Consider the following 13,579-nt stretch of genomic DNA (forward strand, 5'->3'; position numbering starts at 1 on the left):
TTTGGTTCTGATTTTACCAGGGCGCCTGCGCCTTGACTACAGCGCTCGCCCGGCTTACGCATAGACGGATAATCAGCCAGGGTCGTTACCGACAACCGTCCCGTAAAGGTGGGGACGATCATACCCTGTTTCAAGCATAACAACCTTTTTCCCGTCCGCTAACCCACCGCTACGCTTTTTAGCCTGTTTCTGAACCATTTACGCGGGATAAAAAAAGCCCGTCACCTGTTGGGTGACGGGCTCTTCAGCTTAAGATGCGATTACGCCTGCTGGTTCATCAGGTCGCTGAAGGAAGTGGCTTTCTCAGTCACTTTCGCTTTATTCAGCACGGCTTCAACCGCCTGCTCTTCCAGCGCAACGTTGCGCATGTTGTCCATCAGCTCTTTGTTTTTGCTGTAGAACTCGATAACTTCCTGCGGATCTTCGTAAGCGGAAGCCATCTCTTCAATCAGGCCTTTAACGCGATCTTCGTCAGCTTTCAGCTCGTTGGTGCGAATAACTTCGCCCAGCAGCAGGCCCACGACGACGCGGCGCTTAGCCTGCTCTTCGAACAGTTCGCGCGGCAGTTCCATCGCCTGCTGCGCGTTACCGCCAAAGCGCTGCGCAGCCTGCTGGCGCAGAACGTCGATTTCGCCGTCGATCAGCGCAGACGGAACGTCGATTTCATTGGCTTTTACCAGACCTTCGATAGCCTGAGACTTGATACGGTTACGTACCGCGCCTTTCAGCTCGCGCTCCATGTTCTTACGCACTTCAGCGCGCAGGCCTTCGATGGAGCCATCTTCCACGCCAAAGCGTTTGATGAACTCTTCGGTCAGTTCCGGCAGCTCGCTCTCTTCGACTTTCTTCAGGGTGATGGCAAACTGCGCCGCTTTACCCTTCAGGTTTTCTGCGTGGTACTCTTCCGGGAAGGTCACGTCAATAGTGAACTCTTCGCCAGCCTTGTGACCCACGATGCCTTCTTCAAAGCCCGGGATCATGCGGCCCTGACCCATGGCCAGTACGAAGTCAGACGCTTTACCGCCTTCAAACTCTTCGCCGTCAACGGTGCCGGTGAAGTCGATGGTCGCGCGATCCTCTGCGGCTGCGGCGCCTTCTTTCTCTTTCCAGGTCGCCTGCTGCTTACGCAGCGTGTCCAGCATGGTGTCGAGATCGGCGTCGGTTACTTCAACAACCGGCTTCTCAACTTCGATCTCTTCCAGGCCTTTCAGCTCAACTTCCGGGTAGACTTCAAACTCTACGGAGTAGGTATAGTCTTCACCCTGCTTGTATTCGCCCGGCACGTACTTCGGTGCGCCGGCCGGATTGATTTTCTCCTGAACGATCGCATCAATGAAGTTGCGGCTCATCAGGTCGCCCAGAACGTCCTGGCGAACAGAGGCGCCATAACGCTGAGCAACGATGTTCATCGGTACTTTACCCTTGCGGAAGCCGTCAATACGGACTTTCTTTGCCACGTTGACCAGCTCGCTCTTCACAGCGTTCTCGATGCTGTCAGCAGCGATAGTAATCGTGATACGGCGCCCAAGGCCCTGAGTGGTTTCAACTGAAACTTGCATCTTTATACCTCAAAAAATCACAGTACTCGGTCAACTCTGGAAGCCCGTTCTACTCATACCCCAAATAATTTGAGCTGCAGAAAGCCGGCAAGTGAACGCAGCCAACGTACCTGCAACCTGAAGTATGAAGGGTATACACGCTTCTCCATACCGGGATGCCCCTCTGAAGCCAGAGTCACACTCCCTGTCGCCAGAATCATCCCGAAGACGTTCCGAAAATTAAGACGCAGCATTATAGCGGCATCGCTGTAGTGAGTCGAGGACGGCGCAAGTTTGTCATCCGCAGCCTTTGTCACAGTTCCCGGAACCCATTCTGACCCCGATGCCTGAGTAATAAAACAGCGCCAGCCACTGACGTGGCTGGCGCTGTTTTACAGCATGTATTTGTGGCGCCCCCTGTGGGGGCCCGGCTTCTGCGTCAGGCAATACTGCTGCCTGCCCCACGACAGGGCGGCGAAGCCACCACGGTATCCTGCAAACCTTCCCACTCTTTATGGGTGTACGTATGCAGGGCTAACGCGTGAACGCTACCCGCCAGTTCTTCGGTTAATACTCCATAAATCAGACGATGACGGTTTAAAAAACGTTCTCCGGCGAAGCGATCGCTTACCAGAACGACTTTAAAATGGCTTTCAGAGCCCGCGGGGACATTGTGACGATAGCTCTCATCAACGACTTCCAGGAAGACGGGGTCAAAGGCTGCTCTTAATTTTGCTTCTATTCGCTCGCGTACCATCATAATGCTTACCTCGACAGCGCAGGGGATGTCATCCATCCCTTTCAATATTAGCCGCTTTTACCGCTTCCATTGCGTTTAAACAATAAAAAACTCGGCCTCTTTCTGGGGGAAGAATCCTAACATAGTAGCGACATCAGTCACCTGTGCAAAAACAGGCATATCCCGACGCTGAGACCTAAAACGGAGAAATCTGGAGGCAATACCTGCGTTTGGCACTTCCTCTTACCGGCAGCAATGATATGATGGCAAGAATTTTGCTGCCTTTGTGACATTCGAGACAAGTAAACATGTTCAAGAAAATACTCTTTCCGCTAATGGCGCTGGTTATGCTGGCTGGTTGTGCTTCGCAGTCCAACACCATCGAAGTCTCCCCTAAAATCGCCCTGCCCCAGCAGGATCCCAGCCTGATGGGCGTGACCGTCAGCATTAACGGTGCCGACAAGCGTACCGATCAAGCGCTAGCTAAGGTCAACCGCGACAACCAGCTGGTGACTCTGACGCCATCCCGCGATCTGCGTTTTCTGCTGCAGGAAGTACTGGAAAAACAGATGACCGCCCGCGGCTATATGATTGGCCCAAGCGCGCCGGTCGATCTGCAGATCGTTGTTAATCAGCTATTCGCCGATGTCTCTCAGGGGAACGTGCGTTACAACATTGCGACCAAAGCCGATATCTCAATTATCGCGACCGCTCGCAACGGCAACACGATGACTAAACAGTACCGCTCCACCTATACCGTGGAAGGCGCGTTCCAGGCATCTAACAAAAATATCGCCAATGCGGTCAACACCGTACTGACCGACACCATTGCCGAAATGGCGCAGGACACCAGCGTTCACGACTTTATTAAGAAGAACGCCCGTTAATCGCCGCATTTACGGCCCGGCGACACCGCCGGGCCCGCCACCAGGTTTCTCATGAGCAGTCACTACCTTCGTCTATTCCAGCAACCTAAGTCAGCCATCCTACTGATTCTGGGCTTTGCTTCCGGCCTTCCCCTCGCCCTGACTTCCGGCACTCTCCAGGCCTGGATGACGGTGGAGAATATCGACCTTAAAACCATCGGCTTCTTCTCGCTGGTAGGTCAGGCCTACGTCTTTAAATTTCTGTGGTCACCGGCCATGGATCGCTATTGCCCACCGCTGTTCGGCCGACGTCGCGGATGGCTGCTGATTACCCAACTGCTGTTGCTGGCTGCCATTGCCGGGATGGGATTTCTGGATCCCGCCAGCCAGTTGCGCTGGATGGCGGCGCTGGCGGTACTGATCGCCTTCTGTTCCGCATCACAGGATATCGCTTTCGACGCCTGGAAAACCGACGTACTACCACCGGAAGAGCGAGGCAGCGGCGCTGCCATCAGCGTCCTGGGCTACCGGCTGGCGATGCTGGTGTCAGGCGGGCTGGCGCTATGGCTGGCCGATAAATATCTGGGCTGGAATGCCACTTACTGGCTGATGGCCGCTCTGCTGATTCCCTGTCTTATCGCCACCTGGCTGGCGCCAGAACCCACAGACGCCATTCCGGCTCCCAAAAGCCTGGAAGAGGCGGTCGTGGCGCCGCTGCGTGATTTCTTCGGCCGCAACAATGCATGGCTGATACTGCTATTAATCGTGATGTATAAACTTGGCGACGCCTTCGCCATGAGCCTGACCACCACATTCCTGATCCGCGGCGTCGGCTTCGATGCCGGCGAAGTAGGCGTAGTGAACAAAACGCTGGGCCTGCTCGCCACGATTATCGGAGCGCTGTACGGCGGCGTTCTGATGCAGCGAATGAGCCTGTTCCGGGCGCTGCTGATCTTCGGCATCCTGCAGGGCGTTTCCAATGCAGGCTACTGGTTGCTTTCCATTACTGATAAACATCTGTTCAGCATGGCGGGAGCCGTCTTCTTCGAAAACCTGTGCGGCGGTATGGGTACCTCGGCTTTTGTCGCGCTGTTGATGACGCTATGCAATAAGTCGTTTTCCGCCACCCAGTTTGCCCTGCTTTCAGCACTCTCTGCGGTGGGAAGAGTCTATGTCGGCCCCATCGCCGGCTGGTTTGTCGAATCTCACGGCTGGCCTGTTTTTTATCTTTTTTCCGTTGCGGCCGCAGTGCCCGGTATTCTGTTGCTGATACTGTGCCGCAGCACGCTTGAGTATACCCAACGTACCGGCGACTTTATGGCCCGCGACGCCTTCGCCAGGGGCTATCGCTTCGCGCTACGGCTATTGGGCGCAGGCTGCCTTCTGCTGGGTGCCTGGCTGCTGGTGCTGATCCTGAATGCGCTGGATATGACAGCACTCGGTTTCGATCCCCTCCTTCTGGAGTGGGGAGCGGGACTCGCAGCTGTCGGCATCCTGTTCGGTGGCGTTCTGGACTGGCTGGCACTGCGCCGCAGCGCCAGACATATCACGACGTAAATGCGGGATGGGCATTTTTTGGCCAAACAGCCCTCAATTTGAATATTTATGGTTAACAAAAAGGGCGGCGAAAATAATTCTGTTTTGTCATTACGTGCGCAGGAAATTAAACGGTTCAGCACGGTGAGAAATTATTTTTCGCCTTTTTTTGTTTAGTATTTGATGCCTGTTTGTTAATTAGTTGTTGGTTTTATCCGAATGGTTATACCAATGCGCCTCATTGACGTTTCTTTACATAGAATTTGGTTATAATCCCCGTCATGTGCCTGTCACCTCTGTCATTTTACATTTTGTTGCATTTCATGTGACACTACCAACAGAACCCGGTAACAGCCACCTGACACATCCCCACCCATGTTTACAGTAATGTAACCATCCCGTAAAATGCCCTCACACTTTAAACGCCACCAGATCCCCGTGGAATTGAGGTCGTTAAATGAGACTCAGGAAATACAATAAAAGTTTGGGACTGCTGTCGTTAATCGCAGGCACTGTATTACTCAGCGGCTGTGATGCGGCATTGTTAGACCCCAAAGGGCAGGTAGGCCTGGAGCAACGTTCCCTGATACTGACGGCATTTGGCCTGATGTTGATTGTCGTGATTCCGGCCATTCTGATGGCAGTCGCCTTTGCCTGGAAATACCGTGCGAGCAATAAGGATGCTAAATACACGCCTAACTGGTCGCACTCCAACAAAGTCGAAGCTGTCGTCTGGATCGTTCCCATCCTTATCATCGTCTTCCTTGCCGTGCTAACCTGGAAAACCAGCCACTCGCTGGATCCATACAAGCCGCTGGCAGCGCAAAAAGACGAAAAACCCGTCACCATTGAAGTTGTTTCTATGGACTGGAAGTGGTTCTTCATCTATCCGGAGCAGGGTATCGCGACGGTCAATGAGATAGCCTTCCCGGCCAATACACCGGTAGAGTTTAAGATAACGTCTAACTCGGTCATGAACTCCTTCTTTATTCCGCGTCTGGGCAGCCAGATTTACGCCATGGCAGGAATGCAGACCAAACTGCACCTGATCGCCAACGAAGCAGGGACTTACAACGGTATCTCCTCCAGCTACAGCGGCCCAGGTTTCTCCGGCATGAAATTCAAAGCCATTGCAACACCCGACCGTGCGGCTTTCGACCAGTGGGTAGACAAAGTTAAACAGTCTCCTGAGGCGATCAACGATATGGCGGCTTACGAGAAAATCGCAGCCCCCAGCGAAAACAACAAGGTCGAGTACTTCTCCAGCGTGAAGCCTGAATTGTTCCGAGCAGTCATTAACAAATTCATGGCCCACGGCCAGGACATGAACATGAACCACGCAGAGGGCGGGCATGCAAGCCATGCTTCCGGCGTTGAGGGCATGACCATGAGCAATGCGGAAACCTCTCATCAGGGCGCCGAGGAATAATACGATGTTTGGAAAATTGACACTGGATGCCGTTCCGTACCATGAACCTATTATCATGGTTACCATATCGGCAATTATTATCGGGGGGCTGGCGCTATTAGCCGCCATCACTTACTTCGGTAAGTGGTCATACCTGTGGAAAGAGTGGCTCACTTCGGTGGATCACAAACGTTTAGGCATCATGTACATCATCGTGGCTATCGTCATGCTGATTCGTGGCTTCTCTGATGCCATCATGATGCGTAGCCAGCAGGCGCTGGCTTCAGCCGGTGAAGCCGGTTATCTGCCACCTCATCACTACGACCAGATCTTTACCGCCCACGGCGTTATCATGATCTTCTTCGTGGCGATGCCGTTCGTTATCGGTCTGATGAACCTGGTGGTTCCGCTGCAGATCGGCGCGCGCGACGTGGCATTTCCTTTCCTGAACAACCTGAGCTTCTGGTTTACGGTTGTCGGTGTGGTTCTGGTTAACCTTTCTCTCGGGGTGGGTGAGTTCGCTCAGACCGGTTGGCTGGCCTACCCGCCGCTGTCGGGCATAGAGTACAGTCCAACGGTCGGGGTCGATTACTGGATATGGAGCCTACAGCTATCGGGTATTGGTACCACGCTGACCGGTATTAACTTCTTCGTGACCATTATGAAGATGCGCGCTCCGGGCATGACCATGTTCAAGATGCCGGTCTTCACCTGGGCATCGCTGTGCGCCAACATCCTGATTATCGCTTCATTCCCGATTCTGACGGTGACTATCGCGTTGCTGACCCTGGACCGCTATCTGGGTACCCATTTCTTTACCAACGATATGGGCGGCAACATGATGATGTACATCAACCTGATCTGGGCCTGGGGCCATCCGGAAGTGTACATCCTGGTTCTGCCGGTATTCGGGGTCTTCTCTGAAATTACCGCGACCTTCTCTAAAAAACGTCTGTTCGGTTACACCTCGCTGGTGTGGGCGACCGTATGTATCACCATCCTCTCCTTCATCGTGTGGTTGCACCACTTCTTCACGATGGGTTCAGGAGCCAACGTTAACGCCTTCTTCGGTATCACCACCATGATTATCGCCATCCCGACCGGGGTGAAGATCTTCAACTGGCTGTTTACCATGTATCAGGGCCGTATCACCTTCCACTCTTCCATGTTGTGGACCGTGGGCTTTATCGTTACCTTTACCATTGGTGGTATGACCGGGGTTCTGCTGGCCGTACCTGGCGCCAACTTCGTACTGCACAACAGCCTGTTCCTGATTGCCCACTTCCATAACGTTATCATCGGTGGTGTGGTCTTCGGTTGCTTCGCAGGTCTGGCTTACTGGTGGCCGAAAGCCTTTGGCTTTACCCTGAACGAGAAATGGGGCAAGCGCGCCTTCTGGTTCTGGATTATTGGCTTCTTCGTTGCCTTTATGCCGCTGTACGTGCTGGGCTTCATGGGGATGACTCGTCGTCTGAGCCAGAACATCGACCCGCAGTTCCATCCAATGCTGATGGTTGCCGCTGGCGGTGCTGCACTGATCGCACTGGGTATCCTGTGTCAGTTGATCATGTTCTACGTTTCTATCCGTGACCGCGATCAGAACCGCGATCTGACCGGCGATCCGTGGGGTGGCCGTACCCTGGAGTGGGCAACCTCTTCACCGCCGCCGTTCTACAACTTCGCGAAAGTACCTCAGATCCACGAGCGTGACGCGTTCTGGGAAATGAAAGAAAAAGGCGAAGCTTACAAGCAGCCGACCCAGTATGAAGAAATTCATATGCCGAAAAACAGCGGCGCGGGTATCGTCATCGCTGCATTCGCTACGGTTTTCGGTTTTGCCATGATCTGGCACATCTGGTGGCTGGCCATCGTTGGTTTCGCTGGCATGATCGTCACCTGGATTGTGAAAAGCTTTGACGAGGACGTGGATTACTACGTGCCGGTTAAAGAGATCGAAAAACTGGAAAACCAGCATTTTGACGAAATTAGCAAGGCGGGGCTGAAAAATGTCAACTGATACTCTGTCTCACGCGAACGCCCACGATCACGGGCACCACGATGCAGGCGCCAATAAGGTCTTTGGCTTCTGGATCTACCTGATGAGCGATTGCATTATCTTTGCAACGCTGTTCGCAACCTATGCCGTTCTGGTGAACGGCACTGCCGGTGGCCCGAGCGGCAAGGACATCTTCGAACTGCCTTTCGTGCTGGTGGAGACGTTCCTGCTGCTGTTTAGTTCCATCACCTACGGCATGGCGGTTATCGCCATGAACAACAAAAACCAGGGCCAGGTTATGACCTGGCTTGCCCTGACCTTCCTGTTCGGGGCCGGGTTTATTGGGATGGAAATCTACGAATTCCATCATCTGATCGCCGAAGGCTTCGGTCCGGATCGCAGCGGCTTCCTGTCAGCGTTTTTCACGCTGGTCGGTACCCACGGCCTGCACGTGACCTCGGGTCTTATCTGGATGCTGGTGCTGATGGTTCAGATTTCTCGTCGCGGCCTGACCAGCACTAACCGCACCCGCGTCATGTGCCTGAGCATGTTCTGGCACTTCCTGGATGTGGTCTGGATCTGTGTCTTCTCTGTAGTCTACCTGATGGGGGCGATGTAATGAGTCATTCCAACGAACACGCCGGCGCACATCACGGCAGCGTTAAGACCTACATGACCGGGTTCATTCTTTCTATCATCCTGACGGTAATCCCCTTCTGGATGGTAATGAATGGCAGCGCCGCCCCATCAACGCTGATTTGGGTGGTGGTAATCACTGCGGTGGTTCAGCTTCTGGTTCATCTGTCGTGCTTCCTGCACCTGAATACCTCTTCGGAGGGCGGCTGGAACATGATTGCCTTTGTCTTTACCGTGCTGATCATCGCCATCGTGGTGGTAGGCTCGATTTGGATTATGTGGAATCTTAACCACAATATGATGCTTCACTAAGAGCGGCAAAATGATTAAGCAATACCTGCAAGTCACGAAACCAGGAATTATTTTCGGGAATTTAATTTCTGTCATAGGGGGATTTTTACTGGCCTCACAGGGCAGTATTGACTATCCCCTCTTCCTTTACACCCTGATGGGCGTATCGCTGGTGGTGGCGTCTGGTTGCGTTTACAACAACGTGATCGACCGCGACATCGACCAGAAAATGGAGAGAACGAAGAATCGGGTGCTGGTAAAAGGCCTGATCTCACCGAAAGTATCGCTGGTATACGCCACCTTGTTGGGTATTGCTGGCTTCATGATGCTGTGGTTTGGCGCCAATCCGTTAGCCATGTGGCTGGCGGTGATGGGCTTCGTGGTTTATGTGGGCGTCTATAGCCTGTATATGAAGCGTAAGTCCGTCTACGGTACGCTTATCGGCAGTCTCTCCGGCGCGGCGCCGCCGGTGATCGGCTACTGCGCCGTCACCAACGAGTTCGACGCCGGCGCTCTGATCCTGCTGGCAATCTTTAGCCTGTGGCAGATGCCGCACTCCTACGCGATTGCCATTTTCCGCTTTAAGGATTACCAGGCCGCTAACATTCCGGTTTTACCGGTAGTGAGAGGCGTTCCGGTAGCGAAGAACCACATCACGCTCTACATCATCGCTTTTGCAGTGGCCACATTGATGCTGTCGCTGGGCGGCTACGCCGGTTACAAGTATCTGATTGTGGCGGCGGCGGTCAGCGTATGGTGGCTGGGGATGGCGCTTTCAGGCTATAAGACCGAAAACGATCGCGTCTGGGCCCGCAAGCTGTTCGTCTTCTCCATTGTCGCTATCACTTCGCTAAGCGTTATGATGTCAGTCGACTTTATGGTACCGGAGTCAGGTAACCTGCTGACATACGTCTGGTAACACACTGCATCACTAAAAGGCCGCGCAAGCGGCCTTTTTTATCAATATATTGCAGATAACCTCCTGTAATATTTGCTAAACAAGCTGATATTTACCCCTCCCTGTGCCGCACACTACACTATGTCCGGCTTTTATTCCGAGGTACTAATGAACGACTATAAAATGACGCCCCAGGAAAGGCGCGCCACCTGGGGGTTAGGGACGGTCTTTTCACTACGCATGCTGGGCATGTTTATGGTGCTGCCGGTGCTGACCACATGGGGCATGGCGCTCCAGGGCGCCAGCGAGGCGCTCATCGGCCTGGCTATCGGCATTTATGGCCTGGCTCAGGCTATCTTCCAGATTCCTTTTGGCCTGCTTTCCGATCGCATTGGCCGTAAGCCGCTGATTGTCGGCGGTCTGCTGATATTCGTGCTGGGTAGCGTTATTGCCGCTCTCTCCCACTCAATCTGGGGCGTTATTCTCGGCCGCGCCCTGCAGGGTTCTGGCGCTATTGCCGCCGCGGTCATGGCGCTGCTGTCAGACCTCACCCGCGAGCAGAACCGCACCAAAGCGATGGCATTTATTGGTATTAGCTTCGGTATTACCTTTGCTATCGCGATGGTGATGGGGCCCATCATCACTCACGCCATTGGACTGCACGGGCTGTTCTGGATGATAGCCCTGCTCGCCACCCTGGGCATCATCATTACCCTGCTGATTGTGCCTTCCAGTAAAAGCCATGTGCTGAACCGTGATTCCGGCATGGTGCGCGGTTGTTTCAGCAAAGTATTGAGCAACCCTAAGTTGCTGAAGCTGAACTTCGGCATTATGTGTTTGCATATCCTGCTGATGTCCACCTTCGTGGCGCTGCCTGGCGAACTGGAGCAAGCGGGGCTTCCCGCCGAACAGCACTGGAAGGTCTATCTGTGTACCATGCTTATCGCTTTCGCTTCAGTGCTGCCGCTGATTATTTATGCTGAGGTGAAGCGCCGCATGAAGCGCGTCTTTGTCGGCTGCGTGGCGCTGATCATTATCGCCGAGATTGTCCTGTGGGGCGCCGGTACCGGCTTCTGGACTCTGGCGTTAGGGGTACAGCTATTCTTCCTGGCCTTTAACCTGATGGAGGCGCTGTTACCGTCGCTTATCAGTAAAGAGTCTCCGGCGGGCTATAAGGGAACGGCGATGGGGGTTTACTCCACCAGTCAGTTTATCGGCGTCGCTATTGGCGGTTCGCTCGGCGGCTCGCTGGCCGGCTGGCTCGATTCTCAGACCGTCTTTTTGTGCGGTGCGCTGCTGGCAACGTTCTGGTTACTGGTCAGCATGACCATGAGCGAACCGCCCTATGTAAGCAGCCTGCGCGTGGAGCTGAGCGATGCGGCGATTCGGGATCCCGATCTACAGCGTCGCCTACTGGCGGCTCCCGGCGTGAGCGAGGCGATTATCGTTGCGGATGAAGGCAGCGCTTACGTGAAAATCGACAGCAAAGTGACCAACCGTTTCGATATTGAACAGGTCATCAACGGTACCGCAGCCTGACAGTCACGGGGGAGTCGCCCTCCCCCGCTCGCTTTAATCGCGGAAGTTGGTGAACTGGAAAGGCTGCCCCAGATTACCGCCGCGTACCAGCGCCATTACCGACTGCAAATCGTCACGTGACTTGCCGGTTACTCGTACCTGTTCGCCCTGAATCTGAGCCTGTACTTTGAGCTTGCTGTCTTTAATCAGCTTCACAATCTTCTTCGCCTGCGGAGTATCGATCCCCTGTTTCAGCTTCGCGTCCACGCTCCAGGTCTTACCGCTGTGCTCGAAGTTTTCAGGCACCTCAAGCGCACCGCCGTCGATATTGCGCTTGAGCAGCTTGCCACGCAGAATGTCCAGCAGTTGGTTAACCTGAAAATCGGACTCGCTGACGACCTTAATCGTCTGATTCTTATCATTCAGTTCGAAGCTGGCAGTCACGTTGCGGAAATCAAAACGGGTCTCCAGCTCACGGCTGGCGTTATCCACCGCGTTACGCACTTCCTGCATATCGACTTCGGATACAATGTCAAAAGATGGCATGTTTTTATCTCCCTCCTGTTTTGTTGCATTGCATAATACCCACTAAGCTGCACAAAACAACACGCAGTCGGGAATCGTCCCGACTGCGTGTCATTAATGCATAACACCGGACTGCGGCCTGGTGGGGAGGAATAATGAAAATTACCGTACTGGGTTGCGGCGCGCTGGGCCAGCTGTGGCTTACAGCCCTGTACAAACAGCACCATCAACTACAGGGCTGGTTGCGCGTCCCCCAGGCCTCATGCGCTGTCGCTTTGACAGAGACAGACGGCACTCAGGCAAACCTGACGCTTACCGCCAACAGCCACGACTTTCTGGCCCACAGCGACCTGCTACTGGTGACGCTGAAAGCCTGGCAGGTTTCCGACGCCGTACGCCATCTGGCGGCGGAATTACCGGAAAACTGCCCGATTTTGTTGCTGCATAACGGTATGGGCACTCTGGAGGAGCTTAAGGGGCTGCGTCAGCCACTGCTGGTAGGCGTGACGACCCAGGCGGCAAAGCGCGAAGGTGCCAGAATAATTCACGTCGCCAGTGGCCTGACGCACATTGGCCCCGGCAATGAGGCCGGGCAACAGCATAGCGGGCTGGCGGTGACGCTACAGCATGCCCTGCCTGATGTCGCCTGGCACGATAACATCAGCGCCATTGCCTGGAAAAAGCTGGCGGTAAACTGTGCCGTTAATCCCCTGACGGCCCTGCACGAATGCAATAACGGAGCGCTGCGCGCGCGGCCTGGCGAAGTCGAGCTCATCTGCAATGAAGTGGCTCTGGTCATGGCTCGCGAAGGACACCATACTTCCCGGGAAGGGCTGCTCGACTACGTCTGGCAGGTGATAGGCGCTACCGCCGGAAATACCTCCTCGATGCTGCAGGACGTGCGAGCGCACCGTCATACCGAAATCGACTACATCACTGGCTACCTGTTAAAACGCGCCCGGGCCCATGGCCTGGAAACGCCGCATAACAGCCGCCTGTTTGAACAGATAAAACGTAAGGAGAATAACTATGAGCGCATCGGCTCTGGTTTGCCTGGCGCCTGGTAGCGAAGAGACGGAAGCCGTCACCACTATCGATCTGCTGGTACGGGCGGGGATTCAGGTCACGACTGCCAGCGTGGCCAGCGACGGAGATTTAACCATCACCTGCTCGCGCGGCGTCAGGCTGCTGGCGGATGCGCCGCTGGTTGAAGTGGCTGACGGCGAGTTCGATGTCATTGTTCTGCCCGGCGGACTTGGCGGCGCGCAATGCTTTCGCGACAGCCCGCTGCTGGTGGAAACCGTACGTCAGTTTCATCTTTCCGGGCGCATCGTGGCAGCGATATGCGCCGCCGCAGGCACCGTGCTGGTACCCCACGATCTGTTTCCCGGCGCTAATATGACCGGTTTTCCGGGCCTGAAAGAGACCATTCCGGCACCACAGTGGCAGGAACGGCGCGTAGTCTGGGATTCACGCTTTAATTTGTTGACCAGCCAGGGGCCGGGTACCGCTATCGACTTCGCGCTGAAAATTATCGACCTGCTAAAAGGAACGGAAAAAGCCCATGAAGTCGCCAGCCAGCTGGTCATGGCGGCAGGAATCTATAACTACTATCAGGAGTGATCAAA

Annotated in this window: 13 protein-coding genes; 10 read left to right on the forward strand and 3 right to left on the reverse strand. The window is 54.5% G+C overall.

Annotated features, from left to right (window positions below; all coding sequences use genetic code 11):
- Positions 1 to 260 precede the first annotated feature (260 nt).
- Both tig and bolA read right to left on the reverse strand, forming a co-directional pair.
- Positions 261 to 1,559 carry a trigger factor gene (gene tig / locus V3W49_RS11455; protein WP_500145576.1) on the reverse strand — a complete coding sequence of 433 codons (1,299 nt, stop codon included), beginning with the start codon at positions 1,557 to 1,559 and terminating at the stop codon, positions 261 to 263.
- 418 nt (positions 1,560 to 1,977) lie between these two features.
- On the reverse strand, positions 1,978 to 2,298 hold the full coding sequence (gene bolA, locus V3W49_RS11460) for a transcriptional regulator BolA (RefSeq protein ID WP_138096011.1): 321 nt from the start codon (positions 2,296 to 2,298) through the stop codon (positions 1,978 to 1,980).
- A gap of 287 nt (positions 2,299 to 2,585) precedes the next feature.
- Between bolA and V3W49_RS11465 the strand changes: the two genes are divergently transcribed.
- From V3W49_RS11465 to V3W49_RS11500, 8 genes are all read left to right on the forward strand, one after another.
- Positions 2,586 to 3,164: a lipoprotein gene (locus V3W49_RS11465; protein ID WP_500145578.1), complete on the forward strand. Its 579-nt coding sequence runs from the start codon at positions 2,586 to 2,588 to the stop codon at positions 3,162 to 3,164.
- 51 nt (positions 3,165 to 3,215) lie between these two features.
- A complete protein-coding gene (gene ampG / locus V3W49_RS11470; protein WP_500145579.1) occupies positions 3,216 to 4,700 on the forward strand; it encodes a muropeptide MFS transporter AmpG in 1,485 nt (494 codons plus the stop codon).
- A 436-nt stretch (positions 4,701 to 5,136) separates the two neighbouring features.
- Complete coding sequence (cyoA, locus tag V3W49_RS11475) at positions 5,137 to 6,108, forward strand: cytochrome o ubiquinol oxidase subunit II (protein WP_500145580.1); 972 nt, start codon at positions 5,137 to 5,139, stop codon at positions 6,106 to 6,108.
- Between the two features lie 4 nt (positions 6,109 to 6,112).
- Positions 6,113 to 8,104, forward strand: coding sequence for a cytochrome o ubiquinol oxidase subunit I (cyoB, locus tag V3W49_RS11480; RefSeq protein WP_500145582.1), 1,992 nt, complete (start codon positions 6,113 to 6,115; stop codon positions 8,102 to 8,104).
- Positions 8,094 to 8,702 (forward strand): cytochrome o ubiquinol oxidase subunit III, encoded by a 609-nt coding sequence (locus tag V3W49_RS11485; RefSeq protein ID WP_500145583.1) that lies wholly within the window; start codon positions 8,094 to 8,096, stop codon positions 8,700 to 8,702. The genes cyoB and V3W49_RS11485 overlap by 11 nt, the downstream gene beginning before the upstream one ends.
- Positions 8,702 to 9,031 (forward strand): cytochrome o ubiquinol oxidase subunit IV, encoded by a 330-nt coding sequence (locus V3W49_RS11490; protein WP_500145584.1) that lies wholly within the window; start codon positions 8,702 to 8,704, stop codon positions 9,029 to 9,031. The genes V3W49_RS11485 and V3W49_RS11490 overlap by 1 nt, the downstream gene beginning before the upstream one ends.
- 10 nt (positions 9,032 to 9,041) lie before the next feature.
- Positions 9,042 to 9,929 (forward strand): heme o synthase, encoded by an 888-nt coding sequence (gene cyoE, locus V3W49_RS11495; RefSeq protein ID WP_500145585.1) that lies wholly within the window; start codon positions 9,042 to 9,044, stop codon positions 9,927 to 9,929.
- A 147-nt stretch (positions 9,930 to 10,076) separates the two neighbouring features.
- Positions 10,077 to 11,447, forward strand: a complete 1,371-nt coding sequence (locus V3W49_RS11500) for an MFS transporter (protein ID WP_500145586.1) — start codon at positions 10,077 to 10,079, stop codon at positions 11,445 to 11,447.
- 33 nt (positions 11,448 to 11,480) lie between these two features.
- On the opposite strand, the gene V3W49_RS11505 is transcribed toward V3W49_RS11500, so the two are convergent.
- Positions 11,481 to 11,972 (reverse strand): YajQ family cyclic di-GMP-binding protein, encoded by a 492-nt coding sequence (locus tag V3W49_RS11505; protein WP_500145588.1) that lies wholly within the window; start codon positions 11,970 to 11,972, stop codon positions 11,481 to 11,483.
- Positions 11,973 to 12,106: 134 nt separating this feature from the next.
- Between V3W49_RS11505 and panE the strand changes: the two genes are divergently transcribed.
- Both panE and yajL read left to right on the forward strand, forming a co-directional pair.
- Positions 12,107 to 13,018: a 2-dehydropantoate 2-reductase gene (panE, locus tag V3W49_RS11510; protein ID WP_500145589.1), complete on the forward strand. Its 912-nt coding sequence runs from the start codon at positions 12,107 to 12,109 to the stop codon at positions 13,016 to 13,018.
- The gene (gene yajL / locus V3W49_RS11515; RefSeq protein WP_500145590.1) at positions 12,981 to 13,574 is read left to right on the forward strand and encodes a protein deglycase YajL; all 594 of its coding nucleotides are present in this window, start codon (positions 12,981 to 12,983) and stop codon (positions 13,572 to 13,574) included. The genes panE and yajL overlap by 38 nt, the downstream gene beginning before the upstream one ends.
- Positions 13,575 to 13,579 lie beyond the last annotated feature (5 nt).

This window comes from Rosenbergiella sp. YN46 (genome assembly GCF_036620675.1).
Lineage (GTDB): Bacteria > Pseudomonadota > Gammaproteobacteria > Enterobacterales > Enterobacteriaceae > Jejubacter.

What these genes read in the sequence shown, in the direction of transcription:
- yajL (WP_500145590.1), top strand. Translation starts at nt 12,981, where the DNA reads ATGAGCGCATCGGCTCTGGTTTGCCTGGCGCCTGGTAGCGAAGAGACG.
- V3W49_RS11485 (WP_500145583.1), top strand. Translation starts at nt 8,094, where the DNA reads ATGTCAACTGATACTCTGTCTCACGCGAACGCCCACGATCACGGGCAC.
- V3W49_RS11465 (WP_500145578.1), top strand. Translation starts at nt 2,586, where the DNA reads ATGTTCAAGAAAATACTCTTTCCGCTAATGGCGCTGGTTATGCTGGCT.
- cyoB (WP_500145582.1), top strand. Translation starts at nt 6,113, where the DNA reads ATGTTTGGAAAATTGACACTGGATGCCGTTCCGTACCATGAACCTATT.
- bolA (WP_138096011.1), bottom strand. Translation starts at nt 2,298, where the DNA reads ATGATGGTACGCGAGCGAATAGAAGCAAAATTAAGAGCAGCCTTTGAC.
- cyoA (WP_500145580.1), top strand. Translation starts at nt 5,137, where the DNA reads ATGAGACTCAGGAAATACAATAAAAGTTTGGGACTGCTGTCGTTAATC.
- V3W49_RS11490 (WP_500145584.1), top strand. Translation starts at nt 8,702, where the DNA reads ATGAGTCATTCCAACGAACACGCCGGCGCACATCACGGCAGCGTTAAG.
- cyoE (WP_500145585.1), top strand. Translation starts at nt 9,042, where the DNA reads ATGATTAAGCAATACCTGCAAGTCACGAAACCAGGAATTATTTTCGGG.
- panE (WP_500145589.1), top strand. Translation starts at nt 12,107, where the DNA reads ATGAAAATTACCGTACTGGGTTGCGGCGCGCTGGGCCAGCTGTGGCTT.
- tig (WP_500145576.1), bottom strand. Translation starts at nt 1,559, where the DNA reads ATGCAAGTTTCAGTTGAAACCACTCAGGGCCTTGGGCGCCGTATCACG.
- V3W49_RS11500 (WP_500145586.1), top strand. Translation starts at nt 10,077, where the DNA reads ATGAACGACTATAAAATGACGCCCCAGGAAAGGCGCGCCACCTGGGGG.
- V3W49_RS11505 (WP_500145588.1), bottom strand. Translation starts at nt 11,972, where the DNA reads ATGCCATCTTTTGACATTGTATCCGAAGTCGATATGCAGGAAGTGCGT.
- ampG (WP_500145579.1), top strand. Translation starts at nt 3,216, where the DNA reads ATGAGCAGTCACTACCTTCGTCTATTCCAGCAACCTAAGTCAGCCATC.